This is a genomic window from Kitasatospora sp. NPDC058965 (genome assembly GCF_042741245.1).
In the GTDB taxonomy this organism is placed as follows: Bacteria; Actinomycetota; Actinomycetes; order Streptomycetales; family Streptomycetaceae; genus Kitasatospora.
This window is the reverse complement of sequence record NZ_JBHYKG010000046.1, coordinates 23,379-37,406: the sequence shown is the minus strand read 5'-3', so window position 1 is coordinate 37,406 and position 14,028 is coordinate 23,379. Positions and strand designations below refer to the sequence as shown.

General features: G+C 72.7%; 7 protein-coding genes and 1 rRNA gene. 6 read left to right on the top strand and 2 right to left on the bottom strand.

Annotated features, from left to right (window positions below; genetic code table 11):
- Together rrf and ACFW1A_RS10915 are read left to right on the top strand one after the other, a co-directional pair.
- Positions 1–84: ribosomal RNA gene (rrf, locus tag ACFW1A_RS10920) — 5S ribosomal RNA — on the top strand; the annotation flags it as partial.
- Between the two features lie 112 nt (positions 85–196).
- Positions 197–1,042: a phosphatase PAP2 family protein gene (locus tag ACFW1A_RS10915; protein ID WP_380407370.1), complete on the top strand. Its 846-nt coding sequence runs from the start codon at positions 197–199 to the stop codon at positions 1,040–1,042.
- 33 nt (positions 1,043–1,075) lie between these two features.
- Here ACFW1A_RS10915 and ACFW1A_RS10910 read toward each other — a convergent pair whose 3' ends face one another.
- Entirely contained in the window at positions 1,076–1,642 is a 567-nt protein-coding gene (locus ACFW1A_RS10910) for an acetate uptake transporter (protein ID WP_380407368.1), read from the bottom strand.
- A 284-nt stretch (positions 1,643–1,926) separates the two neighbouring features.
- The gene (locus tag ACFW1A_RS10905) at positions 1,927–4,479 is read right to left on the bottom strand and encodes a SpoIIE family protein phosphatase (protein ID WP_380407366.1); all 2,553 of its coding nucleotides are present in this window, start codon (positions 4,477–4,479) and stop codon (positions 1,927–1,929) included.
- A gap of 494 nt (positions 4,480–4,973) precedes the next feature.
- Here ACFW1A_RS10905 and ACFW1A_RS10900 point away from each other — a divergent pair, with 494 nt between their 5' ends.
- From ACFW1A_RS10900 to ACFW1A_RS10885, 4 genes are all read left to right on the top strand, one after another.
- Positions 4,974–9,206 (top strand): HAMP domain-containing protein, encoded by a 4,233-nt coding sequence (locus tag ACFW1A_RS10900; protein ID WP_380407372.1) that lies wholly within the window; start codon positions 4,974–4,976, stop codon positions 9,204–9,206.
- 228 nt (positions 9,207–9,434) lie between these two features.
- A complete protein-coding gene (locus ACFW1A_RS10895; protein WP_380407364.1) occupies positions 9,435–10,082 on the top strand; it encodes a two-component system response regulator in 648 nt (215 codons plus the stop codon).
- Positions 10,083–10,231: 149 nt separating this feature from the next.
- Positions 10,232–12,970: a DNA translocase FtsK gene (locus ACFW1A_RS10890; protein ID WP_380407362.1), complete on the top strand. Its 2,739-nt coding sequence runs from the start codon at positions 10,232–10,234 to the stop codon at positions 12,968–12,970.
- A 138-nt stretch (positions 12,971–13,108) separates the two neighbouring features.
- Positions 13,109–13,954, top strand: coding sequence for a helix-turn-helix domain-containing protein (locus ACFW1A_RS10885; protein WP_380407360.1), 846 nt, complete (start codon positions 13,109–13,111; stop codon positions 13,952–13,954).
- The last annotated feature ends 74 nt before the right edge of the window (positions 13,955–14,028 follow it).

Below are 14,028 nucleotides of genomic sequence, written 5' to 3'. Positions count from 1 at the left end.
TACATTCCGAACCCGGAAGCTAAGCCTTACAGCGCCGATGGTACTGCAGGGGGGACCCTGTGGGAGAGTAGGACGCCGCCGAACAATCATTCAGGGAAAGCCCTGTCCAAATTTTGGACAGGGCTTTTCCGCTTTTCGGGCCCGCGCGCTACCCTCTCAGCCAGCAGCACGAGGCGGCACGGAGAGGCACACGGCGTTGCAGAACCTGACCCTTTCCTGGCAGAGCTCCGGCGGTTCGGCCGTGGCGCTCTTCGGAGCGTCCTACGCCGTGCACAAGCTGCTGCCTGCCCGCCGGACCGTGGTGGCGGTGCTGCGCGAGGCCGGCACCCTGCTGGCCCTGTTCGCGCTCTGGCAGCTGGTCGGCCAGCTCTCGGTGATGTCCACCGACCACGCGCTGGACCGCGCCGAATGGATCCACCGGACCGAGCTGAACCTCGGCCTGCCGGACGAGGCCTCCTGGCAGCGTGCGGTGACGCCCTACCCGGTCCTGGTGCGGCTGGCCAACTACTACTACGCGAGCATGCACTTCGGCGTGATGCTGGTGGTGCTGCTCTGGCTGTTCCTGCGGCACCGGGCGCGCTACGCCTGGGTGCGGACCACGGTGGTGCTGGTGACGGCCGCGTGCCTGCTGATCCAGTTCATCCCGGTGGCGCCGCCGCGAATGCTGGCGGACCGCGGCTTCGTGGACCTGGCGGCCCAGTACGGTCAGTCCGTCTACTCCGGCGGCATCGGCGGCATGCACGCGGACGAGCTCTCCGCGATGCCGTCGGTCCACGTGGCCTGGTGCGTGCTGGTGGCCGTCGCGGTGATCGCGGTGGCCCGCTCGCCGTGGCGCTGGCTGATCCTGCTGCACCCGGTCATCACGGTCGCGGTCGTGGTGGTGACCGCCAACCACTTCTGGGCCGACGGTCTGGTGGCGGTCTGGCTGCTGATGCTCGCGTACGCCGTGCAGTACGGAGCCGCCCGGCTGCGCCGGGCGCGCGCGGGCGGGGCCGGCCAGGAGACTCCCGACCGACCCCGCCCGTTGAGCTCGGTGCGCTGACCGGACTCAGCACCTCGGCTCAAGCGCCCCGGCTCACTTCACCGGCAGCGCCGCCCGGCCCCACCCGCTGTTGGTCAGCGCGGCGGTGGCCGAGTACCAGCTGACCAGGCCGGCCACCGCCGCCACCCAGCCGGCCGTCTTGACCAGGCCGCCGCTGCTACCGAAGGTGCCGATCGCGCCGAGCAGCAGGGAGACCGTCAGCAGGCCGTACACCCCGCGACCGAGCCAGCCGGACTGCCAGCTCGCGGCCGCCAGGGTGAGTGCCAGCAGGGTCCAGAGCAGCATGAACAGCCCCGCGGCGTTCTTGCCGGCCGCCGCACCCGCGCCGGCCGCCCATGCGGCCCAGAACGCACCGAGCCCGGCGAAGGCGGTGCCGTGGAAGGTGTCGCCGCTGCGGAACTGCCACAGGCCGGCGATGAACAGCGTGATCCCACCGAGCAGGTGGGCGAGGCCCGCGGCGTTGCCGACAGCGGTGCCGGACAGCGCCCCGCTCTGCAGCAGGCCGTAGGCGAGGAGGGTCAGGCCGAGAGCGAGGTAGCCGAGCGGACCCGCGTCGAGTGCGCCGGATCGGGCGTTGGCCCCGGAAGCGTCACTGCTCACCGGAGGCTCCTTTCGTGTACGGAAGGTGTTTTCGGGCGTGGCCCGGCCGCGTCCGTGCGCAGGTGTGCGGGCGCGCGGGGCCGCAGAGAAGGGGTGGGAGGTGACTGCGCCGGCGGATCGACAGCCGTCGCGGTGGCCGCAGGGGCCCGGGGGTGCCGGTGAGGGCCCGCGGGGCGGGCGGAACGCCGACTAGCAGTTCTCTACCCGCGACAACCCGGCTTGTACCCTTGTGAATCAGAGAATTTGATAATCAGTCAGCCGATGGTTCGCCAAGCCTGTGCACGTCAGCCCCGGCGCTGGGTCGGGACCCGCAGCGCGATGATGGCCATGTCGTCCGAGGGCGGCTCGGGCGCGAACCGCTCGACGGCGCGCTGCACCCGCGCCGCGACGGCACCGGCGGTCAGCCCGGTGCAACCGGTGAGCACCTCGGCCAGCCCCTCCTCGCCGAGCATCCGCTGGCCCTCGCGCCGCTCGGTCACCCCGTCGGTGACGCAGAGCAGGACGTCCCCGGGCTCCAGCACCAGCTGCTCCGCCGTCAGCTCCAGCTCCTCCAGCACGCCGAGCAGCGGCTGCGAGTTGGCGGCGGGGATCACCTTGCCGTCGGCCCGCAGCCGCAGCGGCAGCGGGTGCCCGGCGCAGACCAGGCTGAGCTCGGTGCGCCCGTCGCTGAGCGGCGTCAGCTCGCCGTAGAGCAGGGTGAGGAAGCGACCGCGGCTGCCCTCGTCGAGGATGGCCCGGTTCAACCGGGTGAGCACCTGCGGCGCGGCCAGTCCCTCGCGGGCCAGCAGGCGCAGCGAGTTCCGGGCCAGCCCGGTGACCGAGGCGGCCTGCGGCCCGGTGCCGCAGACGTCGCCGATCGCGAAGCCGTAGGTGCCCTCGCGAATCGGGAACAGGTCGTAGAAGTCACCGCCGACCTCGTTGCCCTCGCCGGCGGCCTGGTAGAAGACCTCCACCTCGACGCCGGGGATCTTGGGCAGCTCCGGCGGCAGCAGGCTGCGCTGCAGCGCCTGGCTGGTGGCGTTGCGCTCGGAGTAGAGCCGGGAGTTGTCCATCGCCAGCGCGGCCCGCCGGGACAGGTCCTCGGCCAGTTCCAGGATCTCCTGGCGGAACGGGACCCCGGCCCGGGTGCCGAGCACCAGCAGGCCGATCACCCGGTTGCGGGCGCTCAGCGGCAGCACCACGGTCTCGCCGATCAGCCCGGCCGGTTCGGCCGGGGTGAGCGCCTCGGCCGGCCCGTTCCAGAACGCGGTGCCGGAGGCGGCGACCGAGGCGGGCTCGGCCGCCCGGCGCAGCAGGGCGCGCAGCGGGTCGATCCGCTCCTCGTCCTCGTGCAGCACGAAGGCGAGTTCGGCGGTGCGGCTGTGCTCGGCCAGGGTGTACACCGCGCACCAGGACGCCAGGGTGGGCACCGCCATCTGGGCCATCAGGGCGAGCGTCTGCTCGTGCTCCAAGGTGCCGGCCAGCAGGTCGGAGGCCTCGACCAGGAAGGAGAGCGCGCCCCGGCGACGCCGTTCGCGCTCGGCCAGGCGGGCGTTCTCCACGGTCAGCGCGATCTTGTCGGCGGCGAACTGCAGCCGCAGCGCCTGCTCGTTGTCGTACTTGCCCGGGCTGCCGGCGGCCACCGCGAGCGAGCCGATCAGTCGGCCCTCGACCTTGAGCGGCACGGTGATCAGCGAGCGCAGGCCGGTCCCGGCCAGCAGCGGCACGGCGCCCGGCCGCACCGCCAGGTCCTCGTGCACGGCGGGCAGGCGGGCCGAGTCGTAGCGGGCCGGACCGGTGTCGAGCGGGATCCGCACGTTCCGGGCCCGCCCGGCGGGCAGGCCGGTGCTGGCCCGGACCTCGAACTCGCTCTCGTCCTCGGAGGTGAGCAGCAGGTAGGAGGCGTCGCCGTCGAGCAGGTCGCGGGCCCGCTCCACGGTGTGCTGGAGCAGGGTTGACAGGTCGTCCGTGGGCGTCGACTCCAGCAGCAGCTCCAGCGGCTCGATCCCGCCACCGGCCGGCACGCCCGCGACCGTGACCCGGTCGGGGGTGCGCAGCACCGCGCGGTCGCGCTGCTGGACCAGCAGGCACAGGGTGGCCGGCGAGCCGGTGGCGTCCAGCACCCGCACCTGCGAGCCGTAGACCTCGATGGTGCGCTGGTCGGCGCGGCGGATCCCGTACGAGCCCTCCCAGCGGGCCAGGCCCAGGACCTCGGCCAGGCTGCCGGCGGGGGAGGCCGGCCAGACCACCAGTTCGGCCCACGGGCTGCCGAGCACCTCGGCGCCGGTGCGGCGGAACAGGCCCTCCGCGTCGGCGTTCCAGCTGCGGACCAGGCCCCCGGCGTCCAGCTGCACCACGGCGACCAGCACCGGCCCGTCGGTGCTGGGCAGCACCTCGCCCGGGGCCTGCGGCAGCGCGTACCGGGTGCCCGGGAGCGCCCGCTGCAGCGGCAGCCGGAACCAGACCGTCTTCTGCCCGGCGGTGTACTCCACGCCCCAGCGGCTGGACAGCGCCGAACACATCAGCAGGCCGCGGCCGCCCTCGCCCTCGGCGTCGGCGAAGTGCTCGGACTCCTCGGTGCCCGCGCTCGGCGTCGCCGCGAAGGCGGGCAGGCCGCGTTCCGGGTGGCGGTCGGTCACCCCGATCTGGACCGAGTCCTCCTCGCGCAGGCAGCTCACCTCGGCGGCCGTCCCGGCGTGCACCACGGCGTTGGTGACCAGCTCGCTGACCAGGACCACCGCGTCGTCCACCACCTCGGGCAGCCCCCAGCCCAGCAGCGCGTCGCGGACGAAACCGCGCGCGGCCGAGGCCGACCGGCCGTCCGGCTCGAAGGTGGCGGCTGCGCGCGCGGTGACCACGGGCTGCTTCTCCTCTTCTGCTTCGGGTACGGCTGTCGTGCCTGGCGCCACCGGGGCGGTCGGTGGACCCCGCAGGGGCCCGGCCAGGGCGAGGCGCAGCGTCCCACCCTACTTTCCGGCTGGCTTCCCCGGGGGCAAGGGGGACCGAAACGGTCGACTCGCAGTGATTCTTCCCACCACACCGCCCACACATCGGTGTGAGCCTGTGCAAAGGGGGTCATCCGGGGTGGCCGGAACTGTCAGACTGGGGGATCCGCGGTAGCGGCGCTCCGGCCGGTCCGTGGACAGCAAGCCAACCGCGACGTGGGAGGGTCCCGTTGAGTTCGGCCACCAAGGACGCTGCCGGCCAAGCCACCACCGGGTCGAAGGGTGCACCCGCCGGTCGTGGTGCGCGCGCGGCCGCCGCGCCCCGTGGCGGCTCCGGGCGCCGGGCCGGTCACGGCCGCGGCGCCGAGCCCGCCGAGCTGCGCAAGCTGCTCGGCGCGCTGACCGCGATGCGGGACGGGAACTTCCGCCGCCGCCTCACCATTCCGGGCGACGGGCCGATGGCCGAGATCGCCGCCGTCTTCAACGAGGTGGCCGAGCGCAACCAGCACCTGACCGGCGAACTGGCCCGGGTGCGCCGCGCCGTCGGTCGCGAGGGCCGGCTGACCGCGCGGCTGGAGAACGGTGCGGGCGAGGGCGCCTGGGCCTCGGCGGTGGACAACGGCAACGCGCTGATCGACGACCTGGCCCGCCCGATGGCCGAGGTGGGGCGGGTGCTCTCGTCGATCGCCGAGGGCGACCTGGACCAGCGGATGGAGCTGCGGTCCACCCTGCCGGACGGCGGCAGCCAGCCGCTGCGCGGCGAGTTCCTCAAGGTCGGCCGGACCGTGAACAGCCTGGTGGACCAGCTCTCGGAGTTCACCGACGAGGTGACCCGGGTGGCCATCGAGGTGGGCACCGAGGGCAAGCTCGGCGGCCAGGCCCGGGTCCGCTCGGTGTCCGGCAGCTGGAAGGACCTGGCCGACTCGGTCAACACCATGGCCGGCCGGCTGACCGCGCAGGTGCGCAACATCGCCGAGGTGACCACGGCGGTGGCCAAGGGCGACCTGTCGCGCAAGGTCACGGTGGACGTGGCCGGCGAGATGCTGGAGCTGAAGAACACCGTGAACACCATGGTGGACCAGCTCAACTCCTTCGCCGCGCAGGTGACCCGGGTGGCGCGGGACGTGGGGACCGAGGGGCGGCTGGGCGGTCAGGCGCAGGTGCCCGGGGTCGCGGGGGTGTGGCGCGACCTGACCGACTCGGTGAACTTCATGGCGAACAACCTCACCGACCAGGTGCGCAACATCGCGCAGGTGACGACCGCGGTGGCCCGCGGCGACCTCTCGCAGAAGATCCAGGTCGACGCGCGCGGCGAGATCCTGGAGCTGAAGAACACCATCAACATCATGGTCGACCAGCTGTCCGCCTTCGCGGACGAGGTCACCAGGGTGGCCCGGGACGTGGGCACCGAGGGCATCCTGGGCGGCCAGGCCACCGTGCCCGGGGTCTCCGGGACCTGGAAGGACCTGACCAACAGCGTCAACTTCATGGCGTCCAACCTGACCAGCCAGGTGCGCAACATCGCCGAGGTGACCACGGCGGTGGCCCGCGGCGACGTGTCGAAGAAGATCACCGTCGACGCCCGCGGCGAGATCCTGGAGCTGGTCACCACCGTCAACACGATGGTCGACCAGCTGAGCGCGTTCGCCGACGAGGTGACCCGGGTGGCCCGTGAGGTGGGCACCGACGGCATCCTCGGCGGCCAGGCCCGGGTGCGCGGGGTCTCCGGCATCTGGAAGGACCTGACCGACAACGTCAACTTCATGGCGAACAACCTGACCAGCCAGGTGCGCAACATCGCCGAGGTGGCCACCGCGGTGGCCCGCGGCGACCTCTCCAAGAAGATCACCATCGAGGCGCAGGGCGAGGTCGCGGCGCTGGCCGGCACCCTGAACACGATGGTCGACCAGCTGTCCGCGTTCGCCGTCCAGGTGACCCGGGTGGCCCGTGAGGTGGGCACCGACGGCATCCTCGGCGGCCAGGCCGACGTGCCCGGCGTGGCCGGCATCTGGAAGGACCTGACGGACAACGTCAACCAGATGGCCAACAACCTCACCGGGCAGGTGCGCAACATCGCCCTGGTGATCACCGCGGTGGCCCGCGGCGACCTGTCGCAGAAGATCGACGTGGACGCCCGGGGCGAGATCCTGGAGCTCAAGACCAGCATCAACACCATGGTCGACCAGCTGAGTTCGTTCGCCGACGAGGTGACCCGGGTGGCCCGCGAGGTGGGCACCGACGGACGCCTCGGCGGCCAGGCCCGGGTGCCCGGGGTGGACGGCACCTGGCGCGACCTGACCGACTCGGTGAACGAGCTGGCCAACAACCTGACCCGCCAGGTCCGCGCGATCGCCCAGGTGGCGACCGCGGTGACCCGCGGCGACCTGTCCCTGCGGGTCGACGTCGACGCCTCCGGCGAGATCGACGAGCTCAAGGACAACATCAACCAGATGATCGCCAACCTGCGCGAGACCACCCGCACCAACCAGGAGCAGGACTGGCACAAGACCAACATCGCCCGGTTCTCCGGCCTGCTGCAGGGCCAGCGCGACCTGGAGGCGGTGGCCGCGCTGATCATGAGCGAGCTGACCCCCGGGGTCTCGGCCCAGCACGGCGCCTTCTTCCTGGCCCAGCCGGCCGGGCGCTCCTCGGAGATGGTCACCGAGGACGACGACGAGACGGACACCGTGCTGCGGCTGATCGGCTCCTACGGCTACCAGCGCCGGTCGATGCCGACCAGCTTCCGCCCGGGCGAGTCGCTGGTGGGCCAGGCGGCGATCGAGAAGCGCCCGATCAGCCTGACCGAGGCGCCCCCCGGGTACCTGCGGATCTCCTCCGCGCTCGGCGAGGCCCAGCCGGCCCACGTGGTGGTGCTGCCGGTGCTCTTCGAGGGCCGGCTGCTCGGGGTGATCGAGCTGGCCACCTTCAGCACCTTCACCACCGTGGTGATGGACTTCCTGAACCAGGTCGCCGACCTGATCGGCGTCACCGTCAACACCATCAGCGTCAACACCAAGACCGAGGGCCTGCTGCTGGAGTCGCAGCGGCTGACCGCCGAACTCTCCATGCGGTCGGCCGAGCTGGAGGCCCGTCAGGAGGAGCTGGAGCGCACCAACGAGGAGCTCCAGGAGAAGGCCGAGCAGCTGGCCCAGCAGAACCGCGACATCGAGATCAAGAACAGCGAGATCGAGGAGGCGCGCAAGGTGCTGGAGGAGCGCGCCGAGCAGCTCGCACTCGCCTCCCGCTACAAGAGCGAGTTCCTCGCCAACATGTCGCACGAGCTGCGCACCCCGCTCAACTCGCTGCTGATCCTGGCCAAGCTGCTCTCCGACAACAACGAGGGCAACCTGTCCGCCAAGCAGGTCGAGTTCGCCGACACCATCCACGGCGCCGGCTCCGACCTGCTCCAGCTGATCAACGACATCCTGGACCTGTCCAAGGTCGAGGCGGGCAAGATGGACGTCCGCCCGAGCCGGATCGCGCTGGTCCAGCTGACCGACTACGTGGAGGCGGCGTTCCGCCCGCTGACGGCGGAGAAGGGCCTGGACTTCACCGTCACCGTCTCGCCCGAGCTGCCGCCCACCCTGCACACCGACGAGCAGCGGCTGCAGCAGGTACTGCGCAACCTGCTCTCCAACGCGGTGAAGTTCACCGACGCCGGCGCGGTGCGGCTGGAGATCCGGCCGTCCGGCCAGAACGTGCCGCAGCACGTCCGGGAGCAGCTGCTGGAGACCGGCCAGATCGACTCGCCGGACGACCGGCTGGTCGCCTTCTCGGTCACCGACACCGGGATCGGGATCCCGGACGGGAAGCTGCGGGAGATCTTCGAGGCGTTCAAGCAGGCCGACGGGACCACCAGCCGCAAGTACGGCGGCACCGGTCTCGGCCTGTCGATCAGCCGGGAGATCGCCAGGCTGCTCGGCGGCGAGATCCACGCCGAGAGCGAGCTGGGCGCGGGCAGCACCTTCACCCTCTACCTGCCGCTGCGCAGCGACGCGCCCGGCGGCTCGCCGGAGCGGGCCGCCCTGCCCGGCGGCTCCGTGCGGGCGGCGGTCGGGGTGACCCCGATCGGCCAGCCGGTGCCGGTGGGGGAGAACCCGGCCGACCACTGGGCCCAGGAGGTGCGCGAGCTGGCACTGGAGCGGCGCCGGGACGCGGCCAAGCGGCGCCGCACCCCCGGTGCCGAGACGCTGCCGCAGGCGCGGGACGAGGCGTCGCCGGTGCCGCACGGCGGGGCGGGCGAGCCGTTCTCCGGCCGGTTCGACGGCGAGGAGGTGCTGATCGTCGACGACGACGTGCGCAACGTCTTCGCGCTCACCAGCGTGCTGGAGCAGTACGGCCTGACCGTGCTGTACGCGGAGAACGGGCGCGAGGGCATCGAGGTGCTGGAGCAGCACGAGAACGTGGCGCTGGTGCTGATGGACATCATGATGCCGGAGATGGACGGGTACGCGACCACCGAGGCGATCCGCCGGATGCCGCAGTTCGCCGGCCTGCCGATCATCGCGCTGACCGCCAAGGCGATGAAGGGCGACCGGGAGAAGAGCATCGAGGCGGGCGCCTCCGACCACGTGACCAAGCCGGTGGACACCGACCACCTGCTGGCGGTGATGCGCCAGTGGCTGGGGGCGCGCGGGTAGCGCCCGGACATCGGCGTTTACTGGCGGGCCGGACCGGGAACCCGCTAGGGTCACTCATCGTTGCGAACAGTAACCGGATGACGACGGTGCGCAGGACGGTACCGCCGGGTTCGGGCATCCGATAGGGCTGGGCAAGGGGGTGCGGCTAGCATGACCGGGTCAGTGGCGGGCGGTACACGGGTGCCGTCGCGCGGGAAACAGGTGGGCTATCCGGCAGGAGGGCGGGTCGTGGTGCAGAAAGCGAAGATCCTCCTGGTCGACGACCGACCGGAGAACCTGCTCGCGCTGGAGGCCATCCTGTCGGCCCTGGACCAGACGCTGGTGCGCGCCGCCTCCGGCGAGGAGGCGCTCAAGGCGCTGCTCACCGACGACTTCGCGGTGATCCTGCTCGACGTGCAGATGCCCGGGATGGACGGCTTCGAGACCGCCGCCCACATCAAGCGCCGCGAGCGCACCCGGGACATCCCGATCATCTTCCTGACCGCGATCAACCACGGTCCGCACCACACCTTCCGCGGCTACGCGGCCGGTGCGGTCGACTACATCTCCAAGCCCTTCGACCCGTGGGTGCTGCGCGCCAAGGTCTCCGTCTTCGTCGACCTCTACATGAAGAACTGCCAGCTCAAGGAGCAGGCGGCGCTGCTGCGGCTGCAGCTGGAGGAGGACAGCCGGATCGGCCGGGAGAGCGCCGAGCCGCTGCTGGCCGAGCTGTCGGCCCGGCTCGCCTCGGTGGAGGAGCAGGCCGAGGCGCTGACCAAGCAGCTGGACGACTCGCCGGAGGCCGGTGCCGCCGCCACCGCCGCGCACCTGGAGCGGAAGCTGGCCGGCCTGCGGGCGGCGCTGGAGGCGCTGCGCCCCGGCGCGGACCGGACCTGACGCCGCGTCGCCCGGTGGGGCGCCGCACTGCGCCGCCCGGGTGAGAACGGCGGGCCGGTGCGGCGTGTCGGCCGGGTCCGGCGACACGCCAGGGGCATGACGGTCGGTCATGTGTCCGGTGCTGCGGCCCGCCGGTAGGCTCTGGTGCCATGGCCACACGGACGCCGGGCAGCGCGGCACGCAAGTCCAGCTCGGGGGCGGCGAAGAAGGCCGCGCCGGCGAAGAAGGCCGCCGCGCGCAAGTCGGCGGCCAAGCCGCCCGCCGCGCCGTCCGCGAAGGCCCCCGCCAAGAAGGCCGCGGCCCGCAGGACCGCCCCGCCGCGACCGGTGCCGGCCCCGCCGCCGTCCCGGTCCCCGATACTCTTCCGCGCCGTGCGCGCCTGCTGGCTCGGTGTGGCGCACAGCGTCGGCGCGGTCTTCCGCGGCTTCGGCGACGGTGCCAAGGGCCTGCACCCGCACCACCGCAAGGACGGGCTGGGCCTGCTGCTGCTGGCGCTGGCCCTGGTGACCGCGGCCGGCACCTGGTTCAGTCCGCAGGGCTGGCTGGGCCAGGCCGCCACCAGCGTGGTCAGCGGCCTGTTCGGCCGGCTCGACGTGCTGGTCCCGCTGCTGCTGGCGGCGATCGCGGTGCGGCTGATGCGCCACCCCGAGGTGCCGGAGGCGAACGGACGGATCGTCATCGGCCTGTCCACGCTGGTGGTCGGGGTGCTCGGCCTGGTGCACATCGGGTGCGGGGCGCCCGGGATGCAGAGCGGCGCGACCCGGATCCGGGGGGCCGGCGGCATCCTGGGCTGGGGCGCCTCCACCCCGATGATGGCCGCCGCCGGGCCGCCGCTGGCGGTCCCGCTGCTCCTGCTGCTCGCCTTCTTCGGCCTGCTGGTGGTCACCGCCACCCCGATCAACAAGATCCCCGAGCGGCTGCGGCTGCTCGGCGAGAAGCTCGGCGTGGTCGAGCCGCTGCCGGACGAGGGGGCGGACCCGGAGTACGGCACCGGCGAGCGCGAGTACTCCACCGCGCCGCCGGAGGACGCCGACCCCGAGGCGCTGCCGTACACCGTCTCCGACGAGGACCCCGGCGACGAGCTGGGGGCCCGGCGCCGCCGGCGCGGCCGCCGCAAGCCGGCCGCCGAGCAGGAGCTGCCCGCCGCGGTGCCGGACGACGCCTTCGCCCCGGACCCGTTCCAGACCCGGGACCTGGCCGCCGGGGTGGCCGCCGACCTGGACGGCGCGCTGGTGCACGGGGTGCCCGCCTCGCCGGCGGTGGCCAGCATGATGCACCAGGTGCAGGACCGCACGGCGGCCCCGGAGGAGCCCTCGGTGCCGCCGGCCCGCGGCCCGGCCGCGGGCGCCGCGGACCCGGCCGACGCCCGGCCGCTCGACCACAGCCCCGCACCGGCCCGGATGGAGCAGCTCCAGCTGCTCGGTGGCGGCGGCTACGCGCTGCCCCCGCTGGACCTGCTGGAGCGCGGCGGCCCGGCCAAGGCCCGCAGCGCGCTCAACGACGAGGTGGTGGCCCAGCTGACCGCCACCTTCGCCGAGTTCAAGGTGGACGCCAAGGTCACCGGCTTCACCCGCGGCCCGACGGTCACCCGCTACGAGGTGGAGCTCGGCCCCGCGGTCAAGGTCGAGCGGATCACCGCGCTGGGCAAGAACATCGCCTACGCGGTGGCCAGTCCGGACGTGCGGATCATCAGCCCGATCCCGGGCAAGTCCGCCGTCGGCATCGAGATCCCCAACCGCGACCGGGAGATGGTCAACCTCGGCGACCTGCTGCGCTCGCGCAGTGCGGCCGAGGACACCCACCCGATGGTGGTCGGCATGGGCAAGGACGTCGAGGGCCACACGGTGCTCGCCAACCTGGCCAAGATGCCGCACATCCTGGTGGCGGGCGCGACCGGCGCGGGCAAGTCCAGCTGCATCAACTGCCTGATCACCTCGGTGCTGGCCCGGGCCACCCCGGACGAGGTGCGGATGGTGCTGGTCGACCCCAAGCGGGTCGAGCTGACCGCCTACGAGGGCATCCCGCACCTGATCACCCCGATCATCACCAACCCGAAGAAGGCGGCCGAGGCGCTGCAGTGGGTGGTCCGCGAGATGGACCTGCGCTACGACGACCTGGCGGCCTTCGGGTTCCGGCACGTGGACGACTTCAACGCCGCGGTGCGGGCCGGCAAGGTGACCGCGCCGCTGGGCAGCGAGCGGGAGCTGACGCCGTATCCGTACCTGCTGGTGATCGTCGACGAGCTGGCCGACCTGATGATGGTGGCCCCGCGCGACGTCGAGGACTCGGTGGTCCGGATCACCCAGCTGGCCCGCGCGGCCGGCATCCACCTGGTGCTGGCCACCCAGCGCCCCTCGGTGGACGTGGTGACCGGCCTGATCAAGGCCAACGTGCCGTCCCGGCTCGCCTTCGCCACCTCGGCGATGGCCGACTCCCGGGTCATCCTGGACCAGCCGGGCGCGGAGAAGCTGATCGGCAAGGGCGACGCGCTCTTCCTGCCGATGGGCGCCTCCAAGCCGGTCCGGATGCAGGGCGCCTTCGTCACCGAGGCCGAGATCGCCGCCGTGGTCCAGCACTGCAAGGACCAACTGGCCGCCACCTACCGGGACGACGTCACGGTGACCGGCGGCCCCAAGAAGGAGATCGACGAGGAGATCGGCGACGACCTCGACCTGCTGATCCAGGCGGCCGAGCTGGTGGTCTCCACCCAGTTCGGCTCCACCTCGATGCTCCAGCGCAAGCTGCGGGTCGGCTTCGCCAAGGCGGGCCGGCTGATGGACCTGATGGAGTCGCGCGGCATCGTCGGCCCCAGCGAGGGCTCGAAAGCGCGTGACGTCCTGGTCAAACCGGACGAGTTGGACGGGGTTCTGGCGATCATCCGCGGGTAGGCGGAGCACCGGGGCGGGCCGGGCTGACGCACCTTCAAGCCGGGGTGCGCATTCGGGCCAGCTCCGGTTGAGAAACGTTTTGTCAGCACCCCTAGACTGTTCTCTCAGCAGGTGGCCTCCGCTCGAAAGGCGTGCCCAGTGACCGTCGGCAAGTCTTCCCACCACGACAACCGCCGATCCCCCTCCGCCGCCGCGGGACCGGCCGGCGCCGCTCCGGACAGCGGCCCGAGCATCGGCCGCGTGCTGGCCGACGCCCGTCTCGCCGCGCGCCTGACGGTGGACGAGGTCAGCGCCGCCACCCGGGTCCGGGTGCCGATCGTGCTCGCGATCGAGGCCGACGACTTCTCGCGCTGCGGCGGCGACTTCTACGCCCGCGGCCACCTGCGGGCGCTGGCCCGCGCGGTGGGGGCCGACGGCGAGGCGCTGGTGGCCCGGTACGACGCGATCCACGGCACCGAGCCGGTGCGGATCTCGCCGGTGGCCGCGATGGAGGCCAAGCGGATCAAGGCGGCCTCCAGCCGGCCGAACTGGACCGTGGCGATGCTGGTGGCGATCGCCGCGGTGGTGCTGCTGATCGGCTACAACCTGGCGGCCGGCAAGCCCGGCAAGGAGTCGGTCGGCGCGGCCAGCGCGCCGCTGCCCTCGACCGCAGCCCCGGCCTCGCCGTCGGCCCAGCCGCCGGCCCCGGTGCCGAGCGCGGCCCCGATCGCCGCCGCCCCCGCGGACAAGGTCACCGTGAAGCTGGTGGCCGAGGGCGGCACCAGCTGGGTCTCCGCGCTGGACGGCCAGGGCAAGTCGCTCTTCCAGAACAACCTGGACGAGGGCAAGGACCAGACCTTCACCGATCCCAAGCAGGTGAAGCTGGTGATCGGCAACGCGGCGGCCGTGCACCTGTACGTCAACGGCAAGGACCTCGGACCGGCCGGCAAGGACGGCCAGGTGGTGCACCTCACGTACACGCCGGGGGACCCGCAGGCGGGCTGAGGGCGGCGAAATCCACCCAAGCTTCGCCGCGCGGCCCGGCGGGGGAAACGGCACCGGGGGCCGCGCGTTAATCT